The following is a 20374-nucleotide window of genomic DNA, read 5'->3' as shown; positions in this document are numbered from 1 at the left end:
TTCGTATCTTTATATAAATGAAACGGTTTCCTAATACATTGGAAAATTCCCTGATTTCATTTTCTGGTGGCTGTTACTCTTGCTTTCCATCATCATGTAATGCTGTTCCAGCTTCATGACTGCGTTAAAATGTTTTTGATAAAAATATATATGGCGCTGTGGATCGCTGTATTCATACCTTTTTGCTAGTAAACCGTATAAACTTGCTTCTTCTAAAAGATTTTTTAAAGTCTGATCAAAATGCATGATAAAACCTCCATATTTATTATTCAGTTTAGGTTATTCATCTATCCATGTAATGGGTGGGCGTTTGTCAGGTATAAATGAATACTCCCTGTAAAAATTTCATTCAATACGGTGCGAAAGTCTTTTAAACTTTATACGACTATGTATCGCCGGAGCATTCATTCGGTTCGGATCACGCAATAAAAGGGGATGCAATGGGAGTCGAATTAGGCAGGAATTATTGATGCTATCTTCCCCGAATTACATGTTAATGGTTTTTCACCTTAAAGGGTAAGTGAACTTACTTTAGATTAAGATAAAATAAACTGATTCTCTCTTTAGAGAATCAGCTTTTTACAGGACTTCCTTTAAAAATATGAGATTAATGTCCCGCCGATAGCTCCAGATATAACCACTACCCATGGAGGGAGTTTCCAGTATACCAGCATGGTGAACAGTACTGCCGCCAAGGCAAAATCAATAGGGGCGAAAATGGAGCTGGTCCAGATCGGATCATAGAATGCAGAGATGAGGATTCCTACAACAGCAGCATTGACACCTAAGAGAGCGGCTCTTATTCTGTGATTGCTTCTTAATTCATCCCAAAACGGGAGAGTGCCTAAAATAAGCAGGAATGCAGGGAAAAATATGGCGAAAGTCGCTAACAATCCACCCTGCCACCCATTTATAACAGCACCAATATAAGCAGCAAATGTGAACAATGGGCCGGGTACCGCCTGTGCTGCACCATAGCCGGCAAGGAATTCTTCCTCCGTTAACCAGCCTGTAGGGACAAATTCCTGTTCCAGTAACGGTAATACCACATGTCCACCGCCGAAAACTAGGGATCCTGAGCGGTAAAAGCTGTCAAATAGAGCAATCCATTCAATGGAAGTAAGATTTCTTAAGACGGGCAGCAAGAAAAGGAACCCAAAGAATAGAGCCAAGCTGATATACCCTAATCGACGTGAAATTGGAAAATGGGTAATCAAGGGTTCATCCTCTTGGCTGGTCTGCTGTTTGTAGATAAGAAAGCCGACAATTCCCCCGAGAAGAATGACACCAATTTGTGTGTATGTCGTCTGCCATAGGAGCGTAATGACCAATGCCAGTAAAGCGATGGTCCGCCGTTGTACATCGGGGGTCAATTTTTGAGCCATCCCCAAAATTGCGTGGGCGACGACAACAACAGCTACAATTTTCAGACCGTTGATCCACCCAGCATTTTCCACATTAAATGTGTGGAGCACAGAGGCAAAAATGATGAGAGCAATAACAGAAGGGAGTGTAAACCCGAGGAATGAAGTCATCCCTCCTAAGACTCCACCCCGCATGACACCTATCCCAATCCCTACCTGGCTGCTTGCAGGTCCGGGGAGGAACTGACAGAGTGCCACCAGGTCTGCATAGCCCTTTTCATCCATCCATTTACGTCTGCGGACATACTCCTCGTGAAAATAACCCAAATGGGCAACCGGCCCGCCGAATGAAGTGAAACCAAGTCTGGTTGAAACAAGCAGAATCTCCCATAATGTTTTAAGCTTATTATTATTAGTTTTACTCATGATTTCATCACCTTCTTTTAATCGTTGATTTCCTTAAATAGTTCGTAGGCTTGAGCCCGGGCTTTATCCAGTATTTTCTCTCCTTGAGGGGTTGCGGTGTAATATTTTCTTATTTTTCCTTCCACATTTTTCTCCTCTCTTTCCAGAAGCCCGTCCGACTCCATGTTACGAAGAATAGGATACAATGTGCCCGGGCTGATCTCATACCCATGTTCTTCTAACTCTTCATGCATCCAGGCACCGTAAACAGGATGTTCCTTGGCATGATGCAGGATATGTATTTGAATAAAGCCCAAAAACAGCTTCCTCAATATTTTGTCCTCCAGTTGAACCACTCCTTACTTTGAAAATCGATATCGGTTTTCGATATCGGAGATTATATGACTCTAACTTAACAGATCTTATAGATGGTGCCAACTCCAGCGAAGAAACTTTACAATGATTTTACATTGGGTGCAGAAACATGTCCCACTTGAGCAGACACTAGAAGATATTAACCATCTTCGAAAAAAGCATTTGATTATATAAGCACATTATTATATGATGATAAACGTTGGGGAGGTGACCGAGCAATGGAAAAAATATCAATTGAGTTGGGTCGTGCGGCAATGTTGCTGAAATTATTAGGGGATAAAACACGTCTTACGATGGTGAAAATCCTGGATGGCCATGATTGCTGTGTCTGTGAATTTGTGGAAATCTTCAAAGTCAGCCAGCCATCAATCAGCCAGCACCTTCGTAAGTTGAGAGACGTAGGCCTGGTGAAAGAAGACAGAAGGGGACAGTGGATTTTCTATTCCATAAACAAAAATCATGAGTATTATCCATTTGTCCAGCAACTCCTGGATCAACTGCCTGACCAGGCTCATAGATTAGAAGAATTGGAAGCAAGCGGTTCACGTATCACTTGTTGTTAATAGGGGGAATTTGGTTTTGTCATCAACGCTTATACTTGCAGTTTTAATCTTTTTAGTAACACTAATATTAGTCATCTGGCAGCCGAAAGGGCTGAATATAGGCTGGTCTGCCATTGGTGGAGCCATTGTTGCTTTGTTGGTGGGTGTGGTGGAATTCAGTGATGTCCTGGAAGTAACAGAGATTGTGTGGAATGCAACCCTTGCTTTTGTGGCTATTATACTTATTTCGTTAATTCTGGATGAAATCGGGCTATTTGAATGGGCTGCACTACATATGGCCAGAATAGCAAAAGGCAACGGTATAAAAATGTTTGTCTATATTAGTATTCTGGGTGCCATCGTCGCAGCCTTTTTTGCTAATGATGGGGCGGCGCTGATCCTTACACCAATCGTCCTCGCCATGGTCAGAAACTTGAACTTTAAAGAAAAGATGATTTTTCCGTTCATCATGGCCAGCGGGTTTATTGCTGATACAACTTCCTTGCCGTTCGTGGTTAGTAACCTGGTCAATATTGTATCGGCTGATTTCTTTAATATCGGCTTTGTCGAATATGCATCTCGGATGGTTATTCCCAACCTTTTTGCACTAACGGCAACCATCACGGTCTTACTGATCTATTTCAGAAAGAGCATTCCGAGGTCTTATGAGGTTTCCAAATTGAGCGAGCCTGCAGATGCTATACAGGATATGAAGATGTTTCATCTATCATGGTATGTACTCGGTCTATTAGTTATCGGCTACTTTGTCAGTGAGTTCATCCATCTCCCAGTTTCCATTGTTGCAGGTGTCATAGCGATATTCTTCCTCTTGATGGCCAGGAACAGTAAAGCGGTGGATACGAAAGCAGTTGTTAAGGGAGCGCCCTGGGATATTGTGTTCTTCTCCCTTGGAATGTATGTGGTCGTATATGGATTGGGGAACGCGGGTCTTACAGGAGCTTTGGCCGTCGTTATCCAAGCTGCTGCTGAACAAGGCCTGTTTGCAGCTACGATGGCTATGGGCTTCATCGCCGCTTTCCTGTCATCCATCATGAACAATATGCCGACGGTTATGATTGATGCTTTGGCTATTGCCGAGACCAATACTTCCGGCATCACGCGGGAAGCATTAATCTATGCCAATGTGGTTGGCTCTGATTTAGGGCCGAAGATTACGCCCATTGGCTCACTGGCGACCCTCGTGTGGCTTCATGTGCTTTCCCAAAAAGGAGTAAAAATTTCTTGGGGAACCTATTTTAAAATAGGGATAGTTCTAACCATACCTATCCTTTTTATTACTTTGTTAGGTCTGTATCTGACGCTATTGATTATTTAACCTTTCACAGACTAAAAATTAAATACCTGTAAATATGGAACAAAAGGAGAATGTATATGTCTAAAAAAATTATCTATTTCCTCTGTACAGGGAATTCCTGCCGAAGCCAAATGGCTGAGGGCTGGGCGAAAAAACATCTGGGTGACGACTGGGAAGTAAGGAGTGCAGGGATTGAAGCCCATGGTCTTAACCCCAATGCAGTAAAAGCAATGGAAGAAATAGGGATTGATATCTCGAATCAGGAATCGGAAATCATTGATATGGATATTTTAAATAACGCCACGATGGCTGTCACACTTTGTGGTGATGCAGCAGACAAATGTCCAGTGACACCCCCGCATGTAAAGAGAGAGCACTGGGGCTTTGATGACCCGGCAAAAGCGGAAGGAACTGAAGAGGAAAAGTGGGCCGTCTTCCAACGTGTACGGGATGAGATTGGAGAGAGAATCAAGCATTTTGCGAATACCGGAGAGTAAGCGGAAAAAGCCGTGAGGGGAAACCTCACGGCTTTTTGATTGGAGAAGGGTTCTTAATTTATAGGTCCATTGGTGATTTCGGTGAGTTTAGAATTGATTGAAAAAATCTTTGCACGGACATCGGTTATTCCAAATTCCGCCAGTCTGTTTGTATGCATATCCAAGTACTGTTCCGCTGTTTCTTTAGTTTCAAAAATATAAATACCTCCAGCCTCATTTGCCTCCGGGTTTTCCGTCCAGATCTTCCACCTGAAGCCTTCCTCTTGATTTATACTCCTTGCCAATTCAGCGAACGAATCGGCCATTTCATCACCGAATGGGCCCTCCATTTTGAAATCGATTTGTAATACATATACCATTTGCATTCTCCTTTAGTGTTATTTTTAATAGTAGTCTACATTATTGTCTCCGACCATTGCCACATTTTACATGAAATTAAAGAAAAGAGCCATTTCCGTCTTTTAAAGACGAACCTCCATTTACCATGCCTCTTTTTTCCATAATAACTAATATAAAAAGTCTATCAAGTATTTGGGAATATCCGGATAAATAAAAAAGCTTGCAGAAAAACCAAAGGCTTCTCTGCAAGTATAGCTTGTTTATTCGCCGAGTACATCTTCGGCAATGTTCACGGCATGGTCCCCAATACGTTCCAAGTTGCTGAGCATATCAACGAACACAATCCCCGCAGTTCCGCTGCACTGTCCTTCATTTACACGAATGATATGTTTTCTGCGGTATTCTTTCTCCATCTTATCTATTTCTTCCTCTTTTTTCAGGACGTCAAGAGCCAATGCTCTGTCATTATCCTCCAAAGCTTTTACAGCTTGCTTTGCTGTAAGGATGGTTAAGTCGAACATATTGTTCAGTTCGATCATTGCCTGTTCTGTAAGATGCACTTTATGTGATTTGCGATAGTCGACCTGTTCAATGAGATTTTCAAAATGATCTCCAATCCGTTCAATATCCCGGACGGTATTCATCAGGGCTGTATGCCTGCTGCTATCCGCTTCGGACAATGATTCTGTAGAGATGTTGACTAGATAATCAGTAATCTCACGGTCCAAGTTGTTTAATGCACCTTCAATTTGCATGGCCATTTCTGAATGTTTAGTTTGGTTTGTGGTCAGGTAGAGATTCGTTTCTTCCAGCCCTTTGGATGCATATTCGCCCATCCGTACAACCTCTTGCTTTGCCTGGTCAAGGGCTAGTGTGGATGATTGCTGGATGAAAATAGGATCCAGATGTTGCGGCTTATACTCGACCATGACATCTTCACCTGGAACCAATTTTGTCATCAACCATGCCAACGCACCAATGAATGGGAATTGAAGAATGGTGTTTGCCAAGTTAAAACTTCCATGGGCGAACGCAATGGTCATTTCTGGGTTCAAGTCAAGTGTTGTCTGGAGATAGGCAACAAACTGTGTGTACAAGCCCAACAGCAGAAGGACTAATACTGTTCCAATAAGGTTAAAAGTTACGTGTGTCAGTGCAGCCCTCTTTGCAGCTACAGACGCCCCGATGGAGGCAAGTACAGCTGTGATGGTGGTACCGATATTATCTCCGAACAATACAGGCAATGCTGCATCCAAGGAAATAGCTCCCTGTGCAAACAATCCCTGTAGAACCCCGATGGTGGCCGAAGAACTTTGTACAATGACCGTAAATACCGTACCGATTACGACCCCAAGAATAGGATTGGAACTCATACTTACTGTCAAGTCTTGGAATGCCTGAAGTTCACGAAGCGGAGACATTCCACTACTCATAAATTCCAACCCTAAGAATAATGCACCAAATCCAAAAATAGTCTGTCCAATATGATTCACCTTTAGATTTTTAAAGAAAAATATCAAAAAAGACCCAAGAGCTGCGATTGGCAGTGCATACTCTCCAATATCAATACCAATAATAAATGCAGTGACGGTGGTGCCTATATTGGCCCCCATAATAACCCCAATCGCCTGTCTGAAGCTCATAAATCCGGCATTTACCAGTCCGATGGTCAATACGGTCGTTCCTGTACTTGACTGAATCAGAATGGTTACCACAATACCTGCCAACACACCCATAAAAGGATTGCTGGTGAATTTGTCCAGAAGGTCTCTTAAACGATCACCTGCTGTTTTCTGCAGGCCATCTCCCATATACTTTATACCAAGGAGGAAAATACCCAATCCCCCAATAAATTCAAAAATCAATGTCTGTACATCTAATTCCAAAATCACTACCTGCCTTTCTATGTCGAAATCTGTCATCAGAGTGACACTCTTATTGTTAACGACAGGCTGTGTTTTGTAAATAGAGTAGCCGAAAACTTTACATTAAATTTACATTTCCTATGGAATCACAAAAAAACAAACGTAAAGAAGGTGTTTACGTTTGTGTTCGCTGTTAAGTTATATGCTTTAGCCGTGAATTTTTAAAGTTACAAGTTAATAGAAGTTTATTTCCGATCAGTTGATTGAAGAATCTGCTCCGGATGATTGAATCGCAAAGGGCTGTCCTGGTCAAAAGGGGTGAGCTGGTCATGATGCTGGTAGTCGGAAGGAGTCTGCTTTCCGGTTGACCTGTAGCGGATATGAAACTCTTCTTCGTATTCAGAGATTTCTTCTTCCTGTGCTGTTGCTTGTTCCATTCCGGCTATCCATGCCTCGAATGGATATGTTCCTCTTTCAATAATCCCGCAAAGGTCTTCCAAAGACTTCGTCAACTCCAGTAAGCAATCCAGCCCATTATTTAAGAAAATACCCCGTTTTTTTGCTTTCTCTATAGAGTGTTCCAAACGATAGGAACGTTCTTGGTAACGGAATTCAATGAAGCAGCTTTTACGATCCCAGTTAAAGTTGAAGTTCCGGACTCTTAACCGTTTCATTACCCGTGACAGTTTTCTCTCACATGTTAGTTGATCTTTACGCGGCAGCCATTTGAATAAGTCCTTCTTTAACATTTTGTTCACCATCCTTATGTTGTGTTGCAAATGCCTTATAACATCATTTCTACAAAACCTTTAAAATCCCTGCTATAATCGTTTTCTATTTATCGATGTTTTTTTACAAATTACGGGAATTTATCATGCTCTTTCCCTTTAGAAGGAAATAGTTGAGTTTGGGATTGACTTCCTAGGTTCTTCAATATTTAGGAGGAGGCTAAGCTAGATAGACTGGGAATGGCTTGGATGGTTAAGTGAATAAAAGGAAAATAGAGGCTCATAAGAACTTGATGGCCATAGCAATTGCCGCTGGAGGGAGGACAAGAGGGCATTAACGGCAGCAGACTTTTAGACATAGACGATGACCCTTCACCTAGATATCGGGTTAACTAAGTGAAGGGGCTCTCTACAAATGAAGACTTGTATATTAATACACGGAATATTTAATGCACTGAGACGGAGGCTTATATTTTCTGCTTCTTCATCAGCTTTAGTTCTTTATTCAAACCTTTCAGCAGTGAAACAACCATTAATATAACAATGAAAGAAAAAGGGAAAGCAGCAGCAATGATGGTGTTCTGCAATGCGGTTAGTCCTCCTACGTAGAGGAGGACGACTGCTACTGATGACTGTGCCAGTCCCCAGACAATTTTAACGCTGTTGGCAGGAGTGAGGGATCCGTTAGTGGTTTGGATTCCTAGGACAAACGTTGCCGAGTCAGCAGAGGTAATGAAAAAAGTCAGGATCAAGGAAATGGATAACAGTGATAACAAAAAGGAAAAGGAGAGATTATCGTACATATGGAATGTAAGTATCTCCAATGGATACTGTGTTAGGTCTACACCACTTTGCTGAACGCTTACAGCCGTCGTCCCGAAGGTTGCAAACCATATGGCAGAGATTATCGTTGGAACGATCATTACTCCTACCATAAACTGTCTGATTGTTCTCCCACGGGAAACCCGAGCAATGAACATTCCTACAAAAGGCGCCCATGATATCCACCATGCCCAATAGAAAATTGTCCAGGCATCGAGCCAGTCCCGGTTATCTGTACCAAGAGGGGCAGTACGGAAACTCATCTGCAGGATATTCTGGACGTAATAGCCGAATGTCTCAGAAAGCATGTTAAGAATCAGCAGGGTCGGTCCGATGAACAATACACCGAAAAATAATACTACCGCCAAGATAAGATTCGTATTGGACAAATACCTGATTCCTTTACTTAAGCCCGACCAGGCAGAAATGAGAAACAGCACGGTTATGATCGAAATGATAATCAGTTGGCTAATAAAGCCTACTTCCAATCCGAATAAATGGGATAGTCCGCCGTTTATCTGGGCTGCACCTAGTCCGAGAGAGGTTGCTACACCAAATATGGTCGCAAAGGTTGCAAGCACATCAATCGCCTTGCCTGCAGGGCCTTTCATCCTATCGCCAAAAAGCGGCTTCAAAGTAGCCGAGATTAAACCTGGCTCCCTTTTACGGAACTGAAAAAAGGCTAGAGTGAGGGCTACAATCCCGTACATCGCCCAGCCATGCAGCCCCCAATGAAAGAAGGTAAAAGCCATCCCTTCCTTTATAGCTTGGTCCGACCCCGCTTCTGATACGGGTGCATCCGAAAAGGAATGAAGCAGTGGCTCGGCTGCACCATAGAAGACAAGGCCGATACCAAGTCCTGCAGAAAAAAGCATGGCAATCCATGATGTGGTAGAAAAATCCGGACGGTCCTCATCTTGTCCCAAGCGGATTTTCCCATAGGGGCTGAAGGCAATAAAAAATGAAACAGAGATAAAGCCGACCATGATCCACATGTAATACCACCCAAACGTAGCAGACAGGAACGAGTTTACCTCACCAGTTATCCGCTCTGCATTTTCGGGAAATAAGGATCCCAGCAGGACTGCAATTATAATCAGGGCCGCGGTTATATAAAAAACACTTGAGACTCTTTTCATGGTAATCCCCCTGAGTGTGTGGAATATATTATAATCACGCTGTTATTATGCCTATATTCAGGGGAGGTATGCAGTTTGGGCTCCGAAAACGAAAAAACCCCCCTGTTAGATACAAGGCGGGGTCTGGATTGCTTTTACACGGCAAAAGAGTTTATCAGATAATGTTCAATAAATTCGGCCAAGCCGTCTTTTTGGTGGTGATTGGTGACGAAATCAGCATAGGCCTTCACCGTAGGAAGGGCATTTGCCATGGCAACCCCTGTGCCGGCGTTTTGCAGCATTTGGATATCATTCGGTCCGTCTCCGATGGCAACCGCTTCCTTCTTATCTATACCGTAGACTTGGAGCAGTCTCTTGATAGCCGACCATTTTGATACCCCAGGCGCGACGATCTCAAATCCATCCTCCCAGTCTATTACATGCCCCTTATCTTTAAACCTACGGGAAAGTTCTAAACTTTTAGTTCCAGTCCGTATGCTGTATTTCAATACGTCCCGGTAGTCCGCTTCTTTTAGGTCACCGATATAGCGGGGAGGGACTCCGCCTTCCCTGGTCCATTCATCTACCTCCGTACTGATGCGCCTACAATAGAGCCCTTCCGTCGTATGGATGAGAATATTGTTGCAGGTTTCTTTGGCAGTCAGCTGGTGGAAGTGGTCCTCATCAAGGATGATAGGCCGTGTCAATATGGGTTTACCTGAAAGTCCGTCATGAATGGCAGCTCCATTAAGGCAGATCATCGGGGTCTGCAAGCCAAGTGCGGAATGATAGGGGGCTGTAATTTCATATTGGCGTCCTGTAGCTAGGAAAACTTTTACCCCCTGATTAATAAGCTTATAAACTGCTTCCATGTTACGTTGGGAAATTTCATTTGAGGTAGTTAGCAGTGTTCCATCCATATCAATAAAAATCGCCCGCGCCTCCATATAGTGCCTCCTCATCATATGATACCTACAGAGTAACACTGAAATGTAAAGGGCTTTTGAAGTGGGTGTGTTATTTTCTTAAAGATTAGGGGGTTAAAAGAGTAAAAGCGGCGCTGGAAGGGACCAGCGCAGGAACAAGTATAAGGACGGGGACTAGAATAAAGATGGTCGCATAGAAATTCATATATTCAATTAAATCTTACATGCATTTCGTATGTATTACTCCTCATCTTCAAGCACCTGATAAGCCATATTATATAGTTTTAACTGACTTTCAATCCTTTCTGATCCTGCAGCCGGGCGGACGTAGTGATAGGTGCCGTCACTGTCCAGTTCCCTTGCTTTGACGTTATCGTTTAATATAATTTCCAGTATTTCTCTAATTCTTCCTTTAATAGAACGTTCGTAAATAGGAAAGGAGATTTCCACTCGTTTATCCATATTCCTGGTCATCATGTCGGCAGAGGAGAGAAAGATTTTTTTAACACCATTGCTGTTGAAATAATAAATCCGGCTATGCTCCAGAAATCGACCGACAATACTTAAGACATTTATTGTTTCACTCAGACCTCTTATACCCGGTTTCAGACAGCAAATGCCTCTGACAATCAAATCGATTTTCACTCCGGCCTGGGAGGCTTCATAAAATTTTTTAATGAGCTCCTTATCTGTCAGGGAATTCATTTTGGCTATGATATGCCCATTTCCCAGCTTCCTATGGAATCTGATCTCTTGGTCTATGTGCTTAATAAAATCATTTCTTACATCAAATGGGGAGATGGAAATATGGTGAAAATCAGGCTTTTCTGTAACACCACTCAAGTAATTGAAAAAATTGGTTGCATCCATTCCGAATTTCCGTTTTGCGGTAATCAATCCCATATCCGTATACTGTTTGGCTGTCGAATCATTGTAATTCCCCGTGCCTAAATGGACATAACGTTCTATTTTTCCCCTATGTTTGCGTACCACTAATGTTATTTTGCTATGAGTTTTTAGGGAAGTCATGCCATAAATCACATGGCATCCGGCTTTTTCAAGTTCCTTTGCCCAATGAACATTCTGCTCTTCATCAAACCTGGCTTTCAGTTCAACAAGGACCGTAACCTGTTTTCCTTGCTCAGCGGCCCGTTTCAATCCTTCAATGATTGGAGAGTCCCCGCTGACCCGATAAAGCGTTTGCTTAATCGCTAATACCTCCGGGTCTTCTGCTGCCTCTGTAACCATTTCACAAACCGGTGAAAATGATTCATAGGGATGGTGGAGGAAGATATCTCTTTTATTAGCAGCCTCAAATACACTCTCCTCCTCATGGATATCCTGGGGATGCTGAGGCATTAGTGTTTGATAAACTAGGTGTTCCTTATTTTCTTTAACTTTTTTATAAAAGCCAAACAAAAAGGTTAAATCAAGCGGTCCGTCCACGATATATAAGTCATCTTTGTGAATTTCCAATTCTTGAAGCAAAAATCCGACAATCTCTTCATCATATTTATGATTACGGACTTCGAGGCGGACGGCAGCCCCTCGCTTTCGATTGTTCAATTCTTTTTCTATTTCCTTAAGCAGATCTCTAGCTCCCTCTTCATGGATGGTCATATCTGCATTTCTTGTAATGCGGAATCCCGTTACGGAAAGGACAATATAGCCTTTAAACAGTTTAGATATGAAATGACTGATAATATCTTCAAGCAGAAGATACCTTCCCTCCGAACCAAATGGAATAAATCGGTCCAGAACAGAAGGGACTTGTACAATAGCTGTTTTCTTGGTGGTGTGTTCTGGGTCGTACTGATCTTCCAGCAGGACGGCTAGATTGATTGATTTATTCGATAGCATCGGAAAAGGGTGGTAGGCATCAATCGCCATAGGGGTGAGCACTGGAAAAATATTATTCTCAAAATAATCTTCCAACTGCTTTTCCTCTTGCTTTGATAGTGTCTCTATGGAACTGAATTCTATTTTTTCATTTTCAAACAGGGGCTGCATTTCGCTTAATAACTTGTACTCCTCATGAACAAGTTTTTGGTTTTCTTCAGTAATCTGGTTCAGTTGCTGTTTTGGTGTCATTCCAGCTTTGTTATCCGGCTTATTATATCCTGCCTTTACTTGGTCCTTTAACCCGGCAACCCGCACCATGAAAAACTCATCCAAGTTGGAAGAAAAAATGGCAAGAAATTTCAACCGTTCCAGCAAGGGGTTTTTCATGTCGTAAGCTTCATCTAGCACCCGCTTGTTAAACGCAAGCCAGCTGATTTCCCGGTTATTATAATATAAGGGGTTATCGAGTTGTTTTAGCTCATCTTCGCTTTCCATTCTTTATCATCCCCTTCAAAATCCTAATATCTATTTAATATAGTGAATATTACCTATTCATTATATTGAATAGATGAGGGGAAATAAATATTTTAAATGTAAAGTTATTGTAAATTTTTAAAAGCTTTCGTTATTTCCCTTCTAAGAAAGGGAGGTGAAAGATAAAAGGATGCGAGTGTTCAATGCTTTTTCCAAATGTTTTTTCTGCTTTTCTGCCTGGTATTCTTCAGGAATATAATCTTTATTGCAGTATAAGGTCAGCAATAGTCCATCTTTCTTGAATTCTAAGTCAATGTCCTGGACCACCTGTCGTTTAGTAGCGTCTAAACTAAAGGAGAATTTCAGCAATGCGCCAAGTAAACGAAGCTTTTTTCTTTCTTCTTTCAAGAACCAATCTTTGTATGGTTCCAAGAATTGCTTAAAGACAGTTTTGCTTTTAAATGAACCAATTAATGCTAATCTTATCCGGTCCCTGTGCATAAGGCCGTCGATAGAGCGATTGGCAAGTAAATAGAAGGTGTGCTGGGCACTTGACTCAGAATCAATATATTTTCCAAGGTAATAAACATGTTCTGCCAGCTCAAGCATACTCCAGTCCTGCTTAGTCAACGATCCTATTCCTTTCAACTGAAAAGCTTTAAAGATTTTCTGTAATAGATGGTGGACATGAATTATTTGCTGGCTGCTTCGGTTGAAGTCATTTACCAGTTCACTCATGCTGTTTTTGAGTACATCAGGCAGTACAGGCTGCTCCAGCTTCTGGAATAGCTGTTCATATAGAACCCCGTCGCGCAACCCCTTTCTGCTCAACACAAAACAAGTTGCTTGGATTTCCTCATAAATACAATGAAACACATCTACCGCGGGCAGGATGGAGTCGGCGCGGTCCTTTGATAAACCTTCGACTTTTTGGCGTTTCGCTAATGATAAAGAAGATAAATAGCTGGATATTCGGGATATATCACTGTCATTCATTTTATACTGATGCAGCCCTGCCAAGGGGTATCTCTTTATGTTTTGATCGATTTGGGCCATGTTACGAGCACTGCCGCCAATGCCTATCAATGGTACCTCCTTATCCTTAATCCAGGGGAGTGCTTGTAATTGACCCGCTACATATCTTCGCAGTTCCATGCGGCCTTTTTCTGATGAATTGTTTTTAGAGTAATATTCCTTCAAGGTCAAAGCACCGAATGGAAAACTGTGAGACTCAACCAGTTTCCGGTCTTTAAAATAGGTGACTTCTGTACTTCCTCCACCGATATCTACGGTGATTCCCTCTTTGATAGAGGTTGAATTTACTACCGCTAGATACCCATAAAAGGCTTCTTGATCTCCCGGTAATATACGGAGATTCCAGCCGATCTGCTCTTTTATGTCATGTTTTATTTTTTCTTGATTTTCAGCCTGCCGGATTGCTGCTGTGGCAATACATACTGTCTCTATCAGATGATAGGATTCAGTAACTTCTTCAAAACTTTTTAAGTTATTAATCAGGATGTTCTGTCCTTCTTCTGTGAGCATATTATCTTTATCCAGGTGCTCACTGAGGCGTGCAACAATTTTGATGTTTTCCACCTCATGTAGCCGTCCCGAATTTTCCCGTGCATAAATAACTAGCCGCATTGTGTTGGAACCTATATCGATTATTGAATAATAATTCTGCATTGACCAGTACCACCATTCGTTTTTAGATTATTTTGTAGTATATCATAACGGGAAGACTACTACTGATATAAACATTACCAATATTTCACCTCTGCTTAACAGTTTCTACATATTACTGTCTTATAATCAAGGTGGTCCAAATGCAATTGGACTCAGTGATCATGGGAGAATTTTTTTGTATGGTGGTTGTTCGGTATGCCACAAGCTATTCGGAAATACTGCTTGGTGTGGAGGATCGGGAAATAATGGAGGAAAATAGTCGGGTTGGTGGGTCACAATAAATACTTAAGTAGCTCTGAAGTCGGAAACGTTCATCTTAAGGCTTAGGCCGTTTTTCTAGTGATAGTACTGATTCTTTGTATCATGTGAGTCAAAACTGTCATTTTGTCCCAGCTGTTTTAAATGTGGATGCTAAGAAGCAAGGGAGGTTGGCGATGCAAATAATCAGCAGCAAACCTTGTAATAAGCCGGCCGCGACCAGAACTGAACGTGGCTCTGCGATGAAGAGTTGATTCTTCCGCGATGCCCAAAGCATAGTCAGTACGTCACCGGCCGGGGCTTAATCCTAGATTTCATAAAAGTATATCATCGATAAATGACTAATATCCTTTTTACAATCTCCTAAAGTACCTATCATCATATCCAAGTCGCTCGGATGCTTCTTTTCCGGCATCTATCACTTTTTTTGCTATATCTGATATTTTATAATCCTTCATACGCTGGATAGGGCCTACGACGGTGATGGCGCTCACAACTTTTCCTGTATGATCCTTTATGGGAGCTGCTACTGATTTGGTTCCTTCGGTCAGTTCCTCCGTACTTACAGCATATTGCTGTTCTCGAATCCTCTTTAATTCCTTCCGAAGTTCCTCTGGGTCGGTAATACTGTTTTTCGTATAGGAAACCAGGCCTTGTTGAATAACCTCCTCAACAATCTGCTCATCGCCGAAAGCCAACAGAACTTTCCCGGAACTGGTGCAGTAGGACGGGTTCCTCCTGCCGACATGGGTAAGAATACGGACCGGGTGATGACATTCCTCTTTGTGGATATATATGGTGTCCAACCCATCCATGATAGCTAAATGTGCAGTCTCTCCGGTGACATTGACGAGCCTATTGAGAACAGGGGCCGCCTCTTTATGAATTTCCAAGTTGTTAGTGACAATTCCGCCTAGAGTAAGCACAGAGATTCCCAGCCGATATGCATTGGTTTTTGGATCCTTAATGACAAAACCTTCACTGGCCAGGGTGGACATCAATCTGCTGACCGTACTTTTTGCCAAACCAAGCGAGACAGCAAGCTCGCTGACTTTCTTTGTCGGTTCGAAGGTGGAAAAGCTCTTAAGGATCCGCAGCGCATTGTGAACGGAAGAAAGCACTTGTGGGTCACTTTTTTTCTTTGTCATTGATTTTCAACTCTCCTTGGTAATATGGTTCTATATAAAAGAACAAATATTTTTATGTTTATTTGTAATCATACCTTAATTATAAGTAATTGTTAACGGATACAATTAGGAAGTGCTCAAAAAAACATAAAATTTTTTAAATTCGTTGCGCATAGAGGAACAAACACCTTTTTATCTATTTTCTGTCTATTTATAATGAGAATATGCTGATGGGAGAGAGTTTCAGCATATATCAGTCGATTATTTATTCATATATAAGGAGGAATTACCGATGCAAACCACGAAAACAGAGGTAATGAATTGCTCACACTACATTAACGGCCAATATGTGAAGCCGGAGAATGCCAAGACGTTTGAAAATGTTAACCCTGCGACAGAAGAGATTCTAGGTTATGTAGCAGAAGGCGGGAAGGAAGAGGTTGACCAAGCAGTAAGCGTTGCCAGAAAAGCGCTGAAAAGTGAGTGGGGGAACATGCCGCTTAGAGAAAGGTCAGCTATTGTCCGTAAAATTGGTGATTTGATTCTGGAGAGAAAAGATGAACTTGCAGAGCTGGAATCACTAGATACAGGGAAGCCGCTATGGTTGTCAACTGGAGTTGATATTGACCGTGCTGCCTACAATTTCCATTTCTTTGCCGACTATATGACTACGTTAGGCACAGAATCCTACCAGCAGGATGACAAAGCCATCCACTATGCAATACGCCGTCCGACAGGTGTTGTCGGCCTGATCAATCCATGGAACCTTCCATTGTTCCTGATGACTTGGAAGCTTGCTCCAGCTCTTGCGGCAGGTAATACTGTGGTAATGAAGCCATCCGAAGTAACTCCGATGACTGCTACAGTTCTTGCGCAAATTTGCACAGATGCCGGTGTTCCGGATGGTGTGGTGAATATGGTGCACGGATTTGGAGAAACAGGGGCTGCCCTAAGTACTCATGAGGACGTAGATGCCATCGCCTTTACTGGAGAAACTGTTACTGGCACCGCCATCATGAAAGCTGCTGCTCCTACACTGAAGAAGCTTTCCTTTGAGCTGGGCGGCAAGAATCCGAACGTGATTTTTGCTGACGCTGACATGGATGATGTGATTGATACGACACTTCGTTCCAGCTTTATCAATCAAGGGGAAGTTTGCCTATGCGGTTCCAGGATTTACGTGGAGCGCTCCGCATATGATGAATTCCTGGAGCGGTTTGCTGCCAAAGCAAGAGAGTTGAAAGTTGGAGATCCTTTTGATAAAGATACAAAGGTAGGAGCATTGGTAAGTAAAGAGCATTATGAGAAAGTTCTCAGCTACCTGGATATTGCTAAAGAAGAAGGCGGTACCTTCCTGACCGGCGGCAAAGCGGCAGAAGGATTCGACAAGGGTTACTTTGTGGAGCCTACCATTATTACTGGGCTGGGAAGCGAGTCCCGCTGTGTCCGTGAAGAAATTTTCGGGCCGGTTGTAACCGTAGTGCCATTTGACACAGAAGAAGAAGTGCTAGAGCAAGTGAACGATACACACTACGGCCTGAGTGCAAGTCTCTGGACCAGCGACATCAAGCGCGCTACCCGTGTAAGTGCACAGATTGAAGCCGGCATTGTCTGGATCAATACATGGTTCCTGCGCGATCTGCGTACTCCATTCGGCGGAATGAAGCGGAGCGGTATTGGACGTGAAGGTGGAGCACATAGTTTTGATTTCTATTCAGAGCTGACAAATATTACAGTCAAGCTTTAGGGGGATATCTATGCAAACGAAAGATACAACAAAAACGCAAAGCCATGCGAAGCACCTTGCAGAAGCTTGGCGTACAGGGGAAGGGGTCCAGCCTTTGAAAGAGCTGGATCCTGATCTTACTCTGGATGAAGCCTATCAGGTGCAGTTGCATACTATTGACCAAAATGTAAAGGATGGCCAGCGGGTTACCGGAAAGAAAATCGGCCTTACTTCCAAAGCGATGCAGGAATCGCTCGGTGTAGGCGAGCCGGACTATGGTCATCTGCTTGATCAGATGGAATATGAAAATGGTGCAGAAATTCCTAGAGGAAAAGTTTTGCAGCCAAGAGTGGAAGGTGAGATTGCCTTTATTCTGAAAGAAGATCTGGCCGGCCCGAATGTGACATCACTGGATGTTTTAAAAGCAACCGATGCAGTTGTCCCTGCATTGGAGATTGTAGACAGCCGAGTAAAGGACTGGAAAATAACCTTGGCTGATACGGTGGCTGATAATGCCTCTTCCGGGCTATATGTTCTTGGTGGCAGGCCGAAAAAAATTGCAGATGTTGACCTCAAACAAATGGGGATGGCACTCTACAAAAACAATCAGTTGCTGAACACAGGTGTTGGAGCAGCAGCACTGGGAGATCCAGTGAAATGTGTAGCTTGGCTTGCCAATAAGCTATCAGACTATGGAATTTCTCTGAAAGCGGGAGAAGTGATTCTATCTGGTGCCTTATCAGCTGCAATGGAAGCTGAACCTGGCGACCATTTTTATGCAAAGTTTGCCGATCTCGGAGAAGTGCATATTTCCTTCGGGGAGTAGAGACAAGGCGTATAATATTTATAAATATTATGCTTTAAGCATGCTTACTGTTTTACCTATACTTATCGATTGCTTGGAACTGGAGGAAGAAGATGGATAAAAATTTAATTAAAGAACTTGCCGACTATGTACACCATGCAGAAAAAGAGAAACGGGAAATTACAAAAATCACAGCAGAGCTATATCCGGATCTCACTATTGAAAATTCCTATTTGGTTCAGGAAGAGCTGATTCGTCAAAAGCTGGACGAAGGGCATAAAATTATCGGACCGAAAATGGGGATTACCAGTGAGGCCAAAATGAAGCAGATGAACGTGGATGACCCAATCTATGGCTATGTCTTCGATAATATGGTCGTTGAAGAAGGGGAGGCCATTTCGATTTCCGATTATATCCACCCGAAAGTAGAGCCGGAAATCGGCTTTATTCTAAGCAGGGACTTGGAAGGTCCTGGTGTTACAACTTTGGATGTCATCCGGGCGACCGAATACGTCTTCCCAGCCATTGAGATCATTGACAGCCGCTACGAGAATTTCAATTTCACCCTGCCGGATGTTATTGCAGATAATACGTCTGCAGCTGGAGCAGTGTTTGGGACCTATATGAGAAAACCTGAGGAACTGGAACTGGATGTCGTAGGTGTGACATTGTCCTTGAATGGAGAGATCCAGTCATTGGGAGCCGGTGCAGCCGTTCTTGGACATCCGGCCAAATCTGTAGCGCGCCTTGCCAACATGCTGAGCAAAAAAGGCGGGAAGGTAAAAGCAGGTCAGCCTATCTTGACTGGCGGCATCACTGCAGCGGTACGGTTGTCTCCTGGTGATTTTGTCACAGCCAAATACGGTGGGCTTGGCGATGTTTCTTTCTTTGTTAAGGAATAATAGGATTACCGAATAAATCTCTTCAGTCGGAGGTGCAGAAATTGCCGCTTGTAAATGTACAGATTATGGAAGGCAGATCCCAGGAAAAAATTGAAACCATGATGAAAAATGTAACCGATACAATCAGTGAATCACTGGATGCCCCTAAGGAAAATGTTCGTATCATCGTTACGGAAGTACCAAAAAGCCATTGGTCCATCGGTGGAACGACCGCAGAAAAACTAGGTAGGTAATGAAGAAAGCGCAGGGACGATTCTCCTCAAACCGTCTGATAGGACGGTGAAGGAGTTTCTCATCTCTGCGCTTCTTTAGTTCACTTCAGTATATTTATGGTTGATGATAGAATAGATGATCTTCTTTGCCATATTCTTGATATGTGAATTCTTCCGGTATTGGACATAAACTTTATTCGGTATGCTTTGAATTTCTTTTACTTTCTTTACTTTTACTTCTGTCTGGTATCTTTTATCAATGCCGAGCTCCGGCAGGATCCCGATACCTATATTATTTGTGACGGCCCGCATCATCATTTCATTGTTTTCCAGGTCTATACGGGTGAGTTGCTGTGCCCCTATCAGCTGCTGGTCTATCAGCCGCCATAATTTCGAGTTTCTTCGATAGCTGATAATTGTCTCGCCACTCAGGTCTTCAAGTTCAAGTACTTCCTTATCGGCAAGTGGATGGTCTTTTGGCAGGACAACAACCAGGTCATTGTCAAACAGATATTCCGATACGATGTCATGGTTATGTGGCAGGATCTCTCTGGTGAAGATCAAGTCTACTTCCCCTGATAAAGCCCTTTCATTTAGGCTCACGGAATCATGGGCTTCTATCACTTGGATTTCTATATTGCCCATGGATTTAATGGTTTTTAATAATTCTATAATGAAAGAGTAGGAGTAGCCGGGGGAAAAACCGACTTTGATGACCGGCTCTTTCACTATATTTGTAATCTCTTTAGAATGCTTAATATATATTAAGATATTTTTTGCATAATCAATGAACATATTGCCTTCTTCTGTCAGGTAGATTTCATGCCCGATCCTTTTAAACAGGCTGCATTGTAAAATTTCTTCTAGCGCTTTAATTCGGGATGTTATTGTCGGCTGGGTGACGTTGAGAATCACTGCTGCCTTGGAGAAGCTTCTATGTTCCGCTACAGTCAAAAAAGTCTGTAATTGACTTTCATTCATCTTATCCCTCCTGTTAGAATGGTTTCATATGTATCAAAGAATGATAGTAAGCGGTTACAAAA

The 20374-nt window shown here is 42.6% G+C and carries 20 protein-coding genes; 8 read left to right on the top strand and 12 right to left on the bottom strand.

Features of this window, described 5'->3' with window-relative positions:
- Positions 1-30: 30 nt before the first annotated feature.
- The 3 genes from ACFODW_RS16110 to ACFODW_RS16100 all read right to left on the bottom strand — a co-directional run bounded on the left by ACFODW_RS16110 (position 31) and on the right by ACFODW_RS16100 (position 2116).
- Complete coding sequence (locus tag ACFODW_RS16110; protein ID WP_390307817.1) at positions 31-246, bottom strand: hypothetical protein; 216 nt, start codon at positions 244-246, stop codon at positions 31-33.
- Positions 247-593: 347 nt separating this feature from the next.
- The gene (locus ACFODW_RS16105; protein WP_390307816.1) at positions 594-1790 is read right to left on the bottom strand and encodes a chromate transporter; all 1197 of its coding nucleotides are present in this window, start codon (positions 1788-1790) and stop codon (positions 594-596) included.
- Between the two features lie 17 nt (positions 1791-1807).
- Positions 1808-2116, bottom strand: coding sequence for a PadR family transcriptional regulator (locus ACFODW_RS16100; RefSeq protein ID WP_390307950.1), 309 nt, complete (start codon positions 2114-2116; stop codon positions 1808-1810).
- 246 nt (positions 2117-2362) lie between these two features.
- On the opposite strand from ACFODW_RS16100, the gene ACFODW_RS16095 reads away from it, so the two are divergent.
- The 3 genes from ACFODW_RS16095 to arsC are packed head-to-tail and all read left to right on the top strand — an operon-like array spanning position 2363 to position 4498.
- Entirely contained in the window at positions 2363-2707 is a 345-nt protein-coding gene (locus ACFODW_RS16095) for an ArsR/SmtB family transcription factor (protein WP_390307815.1), read from the top strand.
- Between the two features lie 16 nt (positions 2708-2723).
- Positions 2724-4022 carry an arsenic transporter gene (locus tag ACFODW_RS16090; protein ID WP_390307814.1) on the top strand — a complete coding sequence of 433 codons (1299 nt, stop codon included), beginning with the start codon at positions 2724-2726 and terminating at the stop codon, positions 4020-4022.
- Positions 4023-4078: 56 nt separating this feature from the next.
- Complete coding sequence (gene arsC, locus ACFODW_RS16085) at positions 4079-4498, top strand: arsenate reductase (thioredoxin) (RefSeq protein ID WP_390307813.1); 420 nt, start codon at positions 4079-4081, stop codon at positions 4496-4498.
- A 53-nt stretch (positions 4499-4551) separates the two neighbouring features.
- Here arsC and ACFODW_RS16080 read toward each other — a convergent pair whose 3' ends face one another.
- The 7 genes from ACFODW_RS16080 to ACFODW_RS16050 all read right to left on the bottom strand — a co-directional run bounded on the left by ACFODW_RS16080 (position 4552) and on the right by ACFODW_RS16050 (position 14301).
- A complete protein-coding gene (locus ACFODW_RS16080; RefSeq protein ID WP_390307812.1) occupies positions 4552-4857 on the bottom strand; it encodes a monooxygenase in 306 nt (101 codons plus the stop codon).
- Positions 4858-5097: 240 nt separating this feature from the next.
- Complete coding sequence (locus ACFODW_RS16075) at positions 5098-6759, bottom strand: Na/Pi cotransporter family protein (protein WP_390307811.1); 1662 nt, start codon at positions 6757-6759, stop codon at positions 5098-5100.
- 188 nt (positions 6760-6947) lie between these two features.
- The gene (locus ACFODW_RS16070) at positions 6948-7451 is read right to left on the bottom strand and encodes a hypothetical protein (RefSeq protein ID WP_390307810.1); all 504 of its coding nucleotides are present in this window, start codon (positions 7449-7451) and stop codon (positions 6948-6950) included.
- Positions 7452-7897: 446 nt separating this feature from the next.
- On the bottom strand, positions 7898-9391 hold the full coding sequence (locus ACFODW_RS16065) for a BCCT family transporter (RefSeq protein WP_390307809.1): 1494 nt from the start codon (positions 9389-9391) through the stop codon (positions 7898-7900).
- A 134-nt stretch (positions 9392-9525) separates the two neighbouring features.
- Entirely contained in the window at positions 9526-10317 is a 792-nt protein-coding gene (locus ACFODW_RS16060) for an HAD family hydrolase (RefSeq protein WP_390307808.1), read from the bottom strand.
- Between the two features lie 219 nt (positions 10318-10536).
- The gene (locus tag ACFODW_RS16055) at positions 10537-12633 is read right to left on the bottom strand and encodes an RNA degradosome polyphosphate kinase (RefSeq protein WP_390307807.1); all 2097 of its coding nucleotides are present in this window, start codon (positions 12631-12633) and stop codon (positions 10537-10539) included.
- Positions 12634-12774: 141 nt separating this feature from the next.
- On the bottom strand, positions 12775-14301 hold the full coding sequence (locus tag ACFODW_RS16050) for a Ppx/GppA phosphatase family protein (protein WP_390307806.1): 1527 nt from the start codon (positions 14299-14301) through the stop codon (positions 12775-12777).
- Between the two features lie 140 nt (positions 14302-14441).
- Here ACFODW_RS16050 and ACFODW_RS16045 point away from each other — a divergent pair, with 140 nt between their 5' ends.
- A complete protein-coding gene (locus ACFODW_RS16045) occupies positions 14442-14582 on the top strand; it encodes a hypothetical protein (RefSeq protein ID WP_390307805.1) in 141 nt (46 codons plus the stop codon).
- A gap of 330 nt (positions 14583-14912) precedes the next feature.
- Here ACFODW_RS16045 and ACFODW_RS16040 read toward each other — a convergent pair whose 3' ends face one another.
- Positions 14913-15707 (bottom strand): IclR family transcriptional regulator, encoded by a 795-nt coding sequence (locus ACFODW_RS16040; protein ID WP_390307804.1) that lies wholly within the window; start codon positions 15705-15707, stop codon positions 14913-14915.
- A 271-nt stretch (positions 15708-15978) separates the two neighbouring features.
- On the opposite strand from ACFODW_RS16040, the gene ACFODW_RS16035 reads away from it, so the two are divergent.
- From ACFODW_RS16035 to ACFODW_RS16020, 4 genes are all read left to right on the top strand, one after another.
- Positions 15979-17433, top strand: coding sequence for an aldehyde dehydrogenase (locus tag ACFODW_RS16035; protein ID WP_390307803.1), 1455 nt, complete (start codon positions 15979-15981; stop codon positions 17431-17433).
- Between the two features lie 10 nt (positions 17434-17443).
- Positions 17444-18238 (top strand): 2-keto-4-pentenoate hydratase, encoded by a 795-nt coding sequence (locus ACFODW_RS16030; protein WP_390307802.1) that lies wholly within the window; start codon positions 17444-17446, stop codon positions 18236-18238.
- Between the two features lie 92 nt (positions 18239-18330).
- Entirely contained in the window at positions 18331-19119 is a 789-nt protein-coding gene (locus ACFODW_RS16025; RefSeq protein ID WP_390307801.1) for a 2-keto-4-pentenoate hydratase, read from the top strand.
- Positions 19120-19160: 41 nt separating this feature from the next.
- Positions 19161-19352 carry a 4-oxalocrotonate tautomerase gene (locus tag ACFODW_RS16020; RefSeq protein ID WP_390307800.1) on the top strand — a complete coding sequence of 64 codons (192 nt, stop codon included), beginning with the start codon at positions 19161-19163 and terminating at the stop codon, positions 19350-19352.
- Between the two features lie 75 nt (positions 19353-19427).
- Here the strand turns inward: ACFODW_RS16020 and ACFODW_RS16015 are convergent, their stop codons facing one another.
- A complete protein-coding gene (locus tag ACFODW_RS16015) occupies positions 19428-20312 on the bottom strand; it encodes a LysR family transcriptional regulator (protein ID WP_390307799.1) in 885 nt (294 codons plus the stop codon).
- Positions 20313-20374: the final 62 nt, after the last annotated feature.

Source organism: Virgibacillus sediminis, assembly GCF_042643265.1.
In the GTDB taxonomy this organism is placed as follows: domain Bacteria; phylum Bacillota; class Bacilli; order Bacillales; family Amphibacillaceae; genus Virgibacillus_O; species Virgibacillus_O sediminis.
The sequence above is the reverse complement of the archived record's forward strand: the minus strand, read 5'-3'. Positions and strand labels throughout refer to the sequence as shown.